The organism is Paenibacillus foliorum, from assembly GCF_013141765.1.
Taxonomy (GTDB): domain Bacteria; phylum Bacillota; class Bacilli; order Paenibacillales; family NBRC-103111; genus Paenibacillus_S; species Paenibacillus_S foliorum.
Genome location: NZ_WHOD01000075.1, coordinates 20,975 through 28,879 on the forward strand (window position 1 = coordinate 20,975; position 7,905 = coordinate 28,879).

Below are 7,905 nucleotides of genomic sequence, written 5' to 3' on the forward strand. Positions count from 1 at the left end.
CCTTTTTTAATTACTTATTCTATAAACTCTATAAATTCTCTCTCTATATTAAAGTATACTATACTACCGCTTCGCCGCGTTAGTCGGACGAGCGCTAATTTCAACAGTAGCCTTCAAATCCTGCTGCGGTGCTTTTTTTATAAACGTGGGCAAATTCCAGCTTACAGACAATTCATGGCGCCCCGGGGGTAGATTGCTTACATCAAGTATTGCCTGAGCATCCGCAGCCTTTACCTTTTCAACTAACGCAGGGGCTCCCTCAATAATTAGACTTGTCTTTCCCCCTTCTGGCAGCACCACTTTCGTATCAAAGCCATCATTCTGTCCGACTATGGACAAAGGAATTTGTTCCAGTGTCTTCGTTACCGAAGGCACAATAATGATTTTGACCTCTACCTTGCTTGGGTCCAGCTGCGTTACCTTATTGCGTAACGGAATATCCAAATTGAACGAATATTCCTTTTCTTCCTTCATATCGACGAGATTAATACTCGGTCCCTCATAGTACTCCAAGCGGTTGAGCACATCCTGAGGCCCATACACCGTTACTTTATCTGTATTCTGAACAAATGAAGCAACACCGAAGCCCCGCGGCGGCTCGCCCACCAGCTTAAGCTGCAAAGGTACCGTTGTAAACGGACTTGTAATCGGAACCTCAACGTCCACGACGGCTGGATTTATGGCCACCATCTCCATAACCTTACCGTTCTTATCGTAAGCTATGAGACGGGCTTTATTCGTAACCGGAGATTGGGCCTTCTCTACATTCACATCTGCTCTTATCGATTCAACCGCATCTATATTGGCGCTCGGCACGGTCACCGTCACCTTGTTCGGCTTCACAATAGGCTGACCCGCCTTTAGGCCGACTGCAGGAATCCCCGTTACATTAACCGTAACCGGCATCTGTTTGTTAGACTTCTCATCTATAATAACCTTCGCACTAGATGGGCTGATTTTGACCGTTACATTCGTTGGAAATCCAACAGGTGTCAGAGGGACGATATGCTCTCCCTTACTAATATTCGTTAAATCAAGCTCTACGGAGTAATTGCTCGCATTCATCGCTTTTTTGAGTGCCGCATCTTTTCCTGTTATAGTTACAATCACTTGTGTAGGCTCAATCGTTTCCACATAAAACTGACTGCTGTCATATTTCGGTGTTACAGAGACGTTAGAGATCTGCTCCTCGCGAACTCCGTTGCTGCCTGTCCCTGCCAGAGTACTATCCTCCATATGCACGACAGCCCACAGCAGAATACCAATAATTAGCGCCAGCACCTTAACTACATTTGTATTACGCAGCCATTGATCCATTATTTCTTCTTCCTCCATTTCCAAATGGAGTTTTTCTTTTCCTTCGCTTTGGTCTTGGATTTTAATTCCTCGAACAGCTTGGAAAGCAAGGTTTCTTCTTTGATATCTCGAATTACATGCCCATTCATTGCAAGGGATACCTGTCCCGTCTCCTCAGAGACAATAACACAAATCGCGTCGGATACTTCACTCATTCCAATCGCCGCGCGGTGGCGCGTACCTAATTCCTTACTAATAAAAGGGTTCTCTGAAAGCGGCAGATAACAGCCGGCCGCCATAAGCTGGTTGTTCCGAAGCAGAACTGCTCCATCATGGAGCGGTGTATTGGGTATAAAAATATTGATTAATAGCTCCGAGCTGATATGTGATTCTATAGAAATGCCGGACTCTATGTAATCATTTAATCCGGTTTCCCGTTCAAATACAATCAAAGCCCCTATTTTGCGGCGCGCCAAATAATTGACCGATTTGAGCACCTCGCCGACGCGACGGTTAATCTCTTGATCATCTTCAGTAGCGCTGCGGCTAAATAAAGTACCCCGGCCTAATTGCTCCAATGCCCGTCGCAGCTCAGGCTGAAAAATAATGATCACAGCCAAAACCCCAAATGTGAACATTTGATTCATCATCCATTGCAGCGTGTTAAGCTTAAACCAAGTACTAAGCGCCCAGGTCACGACCACCACAAAAATCCCTTTTAACAATTGGATGGCCCGTGTTCCTCTAACCAGCAAAATTAGTTTATAAATTACGTAGCTTACAATTAATATATCAATAATATCTTTTATACTGATGGCTGGTATGAAATCCATCGCATCTGCCCCCAAACGATACGCGGCTATCTATATTCTCTATTTTACTTCATTACATTAAATCATAACACAATATGAACAAAAAACCCTCCCTTTCGCATTGCTTTTAGGGAGGATTATTGAAATTGGTACCTATGGCCTATTTGATCTCCGATATTTTCGCTGCCCAATCGTTCATTTTAAACCAAAGCCAGCCGAACGCTTCGTCAATCTGTGTAACCTGGCCTGATATATGAGCGGTAGACGCCAAATTCACAGAGCCGTCAATCACCACAATATTCCCCGTAATATCCCCATCAACCTGTAATTTACCGTTCTCTACCATCAAGTTACCCGCAACTGTTTTCCCCACTGGTACCAGCACTGTATCCCCTTGTATGACTACAGATTGAAGATCTGTTCCCTTAACTAGAAGTTCCGAGTCTTCATTCCACAGCGACATGAAGCTTCCCATCATCACGAGGACAAACACAGCTGCCACAGAAGCAGCAGGATGCGTCCGCACCCAGCGCCACCATGGACTTGAGCTTCTAACAGGCGGCAGTGATTGCATTACACGTTCAGTTAATCCCGGAGATACCTGCTGTTTTGGCCACGCTTGTATCATCGCTTCGACCTTTTCAAGCTGAGTCAAGCGCTCGCGACAAGTTGGGCATGTAAGCAAATGCTCTTTCAGGCTTAAGGCTTCTGCACCTCGTAAACCGCCATCCAAATACTCGTGTATCAGAGGGAGGGCTTCCTTACATTCCATATTAGCCTCTCCTTTCTAAATCCAATTTAGCTTGTTATACCATACGTATTAGAAATAGATATGTTTCAAAATTAACTACAAAACATGCTCTAACTTTTTACGTAAATATTCCCTGCCGCGATGCAGTCTTGTTTTTATCGTTGTAACCGGCATGGACAGCACCTCACTGATTTCCTGAAGCGAAAGGTCCTGTAAATAGCGCAGAATAACAACCGATTTATATTTCTCAGGAAGGGTATCAATCGATTTGCGAATTTCCGTTTGCGTTTCTGACAGAATGACCTGATCATCTGGTGTATCGTCTTGACTCGGGAGCATGGAATACCAATCGGTACCTTCTCCGTCGTTCAATTCAGCATCCAAAGAATAATTCGGTTTTCGTTTACGCAAACGGTCAATACATAGATTGGTACCAATTCTATAAATCCAGGTCGAGAACTTTTGATTCTCATCGTATCTTTCTAAATTTGTATATACCCTAAGGAATGTTTCTTGAACAATCTCCTCTGCCTCATGACGATTATGAAGCATCCGATACGCAAGATGAAAGATTTTATCCTTATACAATTCAACCAACTCTGCAAAAGCGGCCCTGTCACCTTTTCGAGCCAATTTTGCGAGTCTGATATCTATATGATCCAACCGACATTCCCTCCAAACATACGCGCCCGTTACAACTTTACAGCATCGTAGCCGTTAAGATGGCTTTTTCTCTGCAAGGATAATTCCTGCCAATATTAGAAGCATACCAAACCATTGCCCTCCATGTACAGTCTCCCCCAAAATGAATAAAGAGGCAACAATCCCAACCGGTAATTCCATTGCCCCCAGCATGGCTGCCAATGTGCTTCCGATTCGTGGTATACCGATTGTAAAGGTTATAGTTGGAATAGCTTGCCCCAAGGCTCCGAGCAACAGTCCCCATACAATGAGTGAGCCCCCACTTGGTTGAAGAAAAAATAAAGGAGGGTACATAAGATACAGCAGTGGCAAAGCCGAGGTGAGCATAACAGCAGATTTCATAAGTGGATGCATAGTGGTCTTCAAACGCCCAGCCATAAACAAAAAGAAGCTATAAGCGACAGCTGAACCAAAGCCTAGCAATAATCCCTTCACCGTGAAGCGGCTCCAATCGGCTTGAAATATTTCAACCGAAAACAGCGTACCCACCATAATTATTCCTACAGCCAGCCATTGATTCCGTCTCGGCCAGGCTCGGTTAGCAATAGACTCCATTATAATAGTAATCCAAGTAAACTGAAACAGAAGAACTATCGCTACAGTTGCATCGAGATCGGCTAATGCTGAATTATACAGCAACGTGCACATCGACAATCCCAATATACCAACCAATGAAAGCTGAAGCCACGGACCCTTGAACGGATTGCTCCAAGCTTTTCGTTGAAAAAGCACAAGCACCCACAGTATAACCGCTCCCATTGTCATCTGGCTTGAGGTTATATGCATTTCTTGCCATCCGGTGTTATAAGCTGTTTTAATCATCGGTGAAAGGAGCCCATAGCTCGACGCACCTATTATAACCAGAAGAACTGCAAGCCATCTTGAAATCCCCACTTTATTTCACCCCTCCTCACAAGAGCAATTCCCTACAGCTTAAACAAAAAAAGCCGGACAGCCTGGTAACAGGCCACCCGACTTCTTAGCGAAACTTTCTTTCGATAACAACTTCCTTATATCAACCTGTATTTCTAAGACCTGCCGCAATTCCATTAATGGTAAGAAGAACCTCGCGCAGCAAGATGATATCCTCTTCTTCGCTGTGCTCTCTATGTGCTCTCAATTCTGTGAGAAGCTGTACCTGCATGTAACTGAGCGGATCCACATAAGGGTTACGAAGGCGGATCGACTCTTGAATAACAGGAACATTGTCCAAAATTTCCTGCTGTCCGCTAATCTTCAGAATGAGATCGGAGGTACGATTGTATTCCTCACTGATTTCTGTGAAAATACGCTCCGCTATGGCTTGATCCTTAATCATACTTCCGTATTCTTTAGCAATAAGCAGATCTGCCTTGGCCAGAGCCATTTGCAAATTATCCACTAACGAACGGAAAAATGACCAGTTGCTGTACATATCCTGCAGTACAGCCAGATTTGCCTCATCCCCTTGATAGAAGCTGTACATTCCACTGCCAGCTGCGTACCATGCTGGGAGCAAATAACGGCTTTGCGTCCATGAGAATACCCAAGGAATAGCGCGCAAGTCTTCGAAGCGATCACTATTTTTCCGTTTAGATGGTCTGGATCCAATATTAAGCTCGCCAATCTCAGGCAGCGGGGTGGATTCCTTGAAGAAAGTCAGGAAATCTGGATCACGGAAGATCAGATCCTGATATTTCGTTTGTGCTTTCTCTGAGATATCGCGCATGATATCTTCCCAGTGCTCCTCAGATGCTTCACTCTGAGGATTACGTGCACCAAGGGCAGCTGTAATAAGCGCTGAGGTAGCTTGCTCCAAGCTGCGGTAAGCTATCCCTTTCATCGAATAGCGGGAAGATAAGACTTCACCCTGCTCGGTGATTTTAATGCCTCCGCCAATCGTATCCGCTGGTTGTGCCAAAATACTGCGATTAAGCGGCATCCCGCCACGGCCCAACGCACCGCCGCGACCATGGAAAAACTTAAGCTTCACACCGTATTCTTTTGCAGCATCCGTAATACTGCGAAGCGCCACTCTGAGCTCCCAGTTGGCTGTAATTACGCCGCCGTCTTTATTACTATCGGAATACCCTAACATAATTTCTTGCAAATGGTTTGTGCTTACTAGGCTATTGCGATATGCCGGAATCTGATATAGCGTACGCATAATATCAGGTGCTGCATGCAAATCATCTATTGTTTCGAACAATGGAGCAGCTTGAAGAGTACATGTTATGGATCCATCTGCCTCAATACGGTACAACCCTGCTTCCTTCGCAAAAACAAGTACCTCAAGAAGGTCACTTGAACCTCGTGTCATACTAATCAAGTAGCTATAAATACAGTTGCGTCCAAATTCCTGTTGTGCTTTCTTAATGATGCGATATACATTCAAGCACTCTAACGTTGAATCTGTGTAGTCCATATAGGAGGAAGTAATAGGTCTTGGTTCTATCAGCAAGCTGGTAAGCAATTCAATCTTCTCTTGCTCACTCAATGACGCGTAGTCTGCACAAATGCTCATTTTGGCAAGAATCTCTGTCATAGCATTTTCATGCTCTTGACTGTGCTGTCTTACGTCCAAGGAGGCCAAATGAAAACCAAACAGCTCTACCTGACGGATTAATTTTGCAATATAGGAGTCAGCAATAAAGTCAGCGAAGTGATTGCGCAAGCTGCGCTCAATAATTTTCAGATCAACAATAAACTCCTCGGGAGAATTGTACTTACGATCCGAAGAAATGTTTGGGTTGGCGGTGTTCAATATTTTTTCAATCATATAGGTAACCTTAATCCGGTATGGCTCTTTCTCATTACGCCATACTTCATGAGTACGCAAGTCCAAATGCTCACGGTCAGATTGAATCGAATCCAATAATTCACTCGTTACTTCAACAATATTTTGGCTAAAGCTTAAGTGTTGTACGAAATCACGCAGCAGCTCTTCATATTTCTGAAGTGCCAATTCACGGTGAAGCGTCAGCGTTTCCCAAGTTACTTTGGAAGTAACCGAAGGATTTCCATCGCGATCTCCACCAATCCAAGATCCAAACTTCATAAATACTGGAACATGCCAAGCCTCTTCCGGATAATACTTATGCAAACACCGCTCTAGCTCTTGATACACCTCAGGCAGCACATCAAACAACGTTTCATCAAAGTAGTACAGTCCATTACGAACTTCATCTATAACTGTCGGTTTCCGATCTCTGAGCTCATCCGTCTGCCATAGAGTAATAACTTCACCCAACAGTTTATCACGGAGCTGTTCCCGCTCACGAAACGTCAAATTAGGGTTGTCCAATTCCATAACATCATTAGCAATCCGTTGATGGATATCTAACACTGCGCGGCGAGTTGCTTCTGTTGGATGTGCAGTCATCACAAGCTCTAACGAAATTCCTTGGATAATGCTATGTACTTCGGAAGTAGGAATTTCTTTATTTTTCAAATCACGTACTACATCCTCAATGGACCCTGGTTGTACATTTTCACCTGCAGAACGTTCATAGTCGCGTTTACGACGAATTCTGTGATTCTGCTCTGCAATATTAATGAGTTGGAAATAAATTGAAAACGCACGAATAACCTGATGCCTCTTCTCAGGAATCAGGGAGTTGATTGTTTCTTTAAATTCATCATACAGCTCGGGCGCATATTGATCGCGAAGGTTTTTGCTCATCTCTCTTATTTTCTCTACGATGACCAACAGCTCATTACCACCTTGGTGTACGAGCACTTCTCCTAAAATATGTCCCAAAAAACGAACGTCTCTACGCAAAAGGTTGTTCGACGTGTTTTTGTTAGTCAAATTGACTGAATCCGACATCATTCTTCCTCCATCCTTACCTAAGATCATAATGAACATTTTATCACAACAACGCATGGCCATGCAGTATTTTTATATGAAATTATTGTCTTCCAAGCTATCGGCTTTACTAAGCTCTATGTAAATGCTGCTTAATAAGGATTACACTACCTAGCATAGAAGTACAAAGCTTACCAACCATAGATAACTGACTACGCCATTCATAAGTATGAGCACGCATTTGCCCAATTTAGAGCAGTTCAAGTCTAAAACTTATACTCTCTATATCAAAAAAAAAGACCCTTAGGTCTCTTGGATTGTTAAATATGGAGCGGGTAAGGGGAATCGAACCCCTGCTACCAGCTTGGAAGGCTGGAGTTCTACCATTGAACTACACCCGCATAAAAATGGTCGGGACGACACGATTTGAACATGCGACCCCCTGGTCCCAAACCAGGTGCTCTACCAAGCTGAGCTACGTCCCGATGGTATATGAAGTGTACTAAAAGTTCACTGCATAAGCATTAAACACGATTTATCTTTTCTCATTTTAAAGA

The 7,905-nt window shown here is 43.8% G+C and carries 6 protein-coding genes and 2 tRNA genes; all 8 read right to left on the reverse strand.

Features of this window, described 5'->3' with window-relative positions; genetic code table 11:
* Positions 1-63 precede the first annotated feature (63 nt).
* The 8 genes from GC093_RS21165 to GC093_RS21200 all read right to left on the reverse strand — a co-directional run bounded on the left by GC093_RS21165 (position 64) and on the right by GC093_RS21200 (position 7,833).
* Positions 64-1,317, reverse strand: coding sequence for a CdaR family protein (locus GC093_RS21165; RefSeq protein ID WP_171653903.1), 1,254 nt, complete (start codon positions 1,315-1,317; stop codon positions 64-66).
* On the reverse strand, positions 1,317-2,129 hold the full coding sequence (cdaA, locus tag GC093_RS21170) for a diadenylate cyclase CdaA (protein ID WP_171653904.1): 813 nt from the start codon (positions 2,127-2,129) through the stop codon (positions 1,317-1,319). The genes GC093_RS21165 and cdaA overlap by 1 nt, the downstream gene beginning before the upstream one ends.
* A 139-nt stretch (positions 2,130-2,268) precedes the next feature.
* Positions 2,269-2,880 carry a zf-HC2 domain-containing protein gene (locus tag GC093_RS21175; protein ID WP_171653905.1) on the reverse strand — a complete coding sequence of 204 codons (612 nt, stop codon included), beginning with the start codon at positions 2,878-2,880 and terminating at the stop codon, positions 2,269-2,271.
* Between the two features lie 75 nt (positions 2,881-2,955).
* Complete coding sequence (sigW, locus tag GC093_RS21180; RefSeq protein ID WP_171653906.1) at positions 2,956-3,522, reverse strand: RNA polymerase sigma factor SigW; 567 nt, start codon at positions 3,520-3,522, stop codon at positions 2,956-2,958.
* Between the two features lie 54 nt (positions 3,523-3,576).
* Entirely contained in the window at positions 3,577-4,455 is an 879-nt protein-coding gene (locus GC093_RS21185; RefSeq protein ID WP_171653907.1) for an EamA family transporter, read from the reverse strand.
* 121 nt (positions 4,456-4,576) lie between these two features.
* The gene (ppc, locus tag GC093_RS21190) at positions 4,577-7,369 is read right to left on the reverse strand and encodes a phosphoenolpyruvate carboxylase (protein WP_171653908.1); all 2,793 of its coding nucleotides are present in this window, start codon (positions 7,367-7,369) and stop codon (positions 4,577-4,579) included.
* 306 nt (positions 7,370-7,675) lie between these two features.
* A tRNA-Gly gene (locus tag GC093_RS21195) sits at positions 7,676-7,749 on the reverse strand.
* 7 nt (positions 7,750-7,756) lie between these two features.
* Positions 7,757-7,833, reverse strand: a tRNA-Pro gene (locus GC093_RS21200).
* Positions 7,834-7,905 lie beyond the last annotated feature (72 nt).

Bases quoted from the DNA above. Each gene is read 5' to 3' on its own strand.
- GC093_RS21175 (WP_171653905.1), bottom strand. From the start codon at position 2,880: ATGGAATGTAAGGAAGCCCTCCCTCTGATACACGAGTATTTGGATGGC.
- ppc (WP_171653908.1), bottom strand. From the start codon at position 7,369: ATGTCGGATTCAGTCAATTTGACTAACAAAAACACGTCGAACAACCTT.
- GC093_RS21165 (WP_171653903.1), bottom strand. From the start codon at position 1,317: ATGGATCAATGGCTGCGTAATACAAATGTAGTTAAGGTGCTGGCGCTA.
- cdaA (WP_171653904.1), bottom strand. From the start codon at position 2,129: ATGGATTTCATACCAGCCATCAGTATAAAAGATATTATTGATATATTA.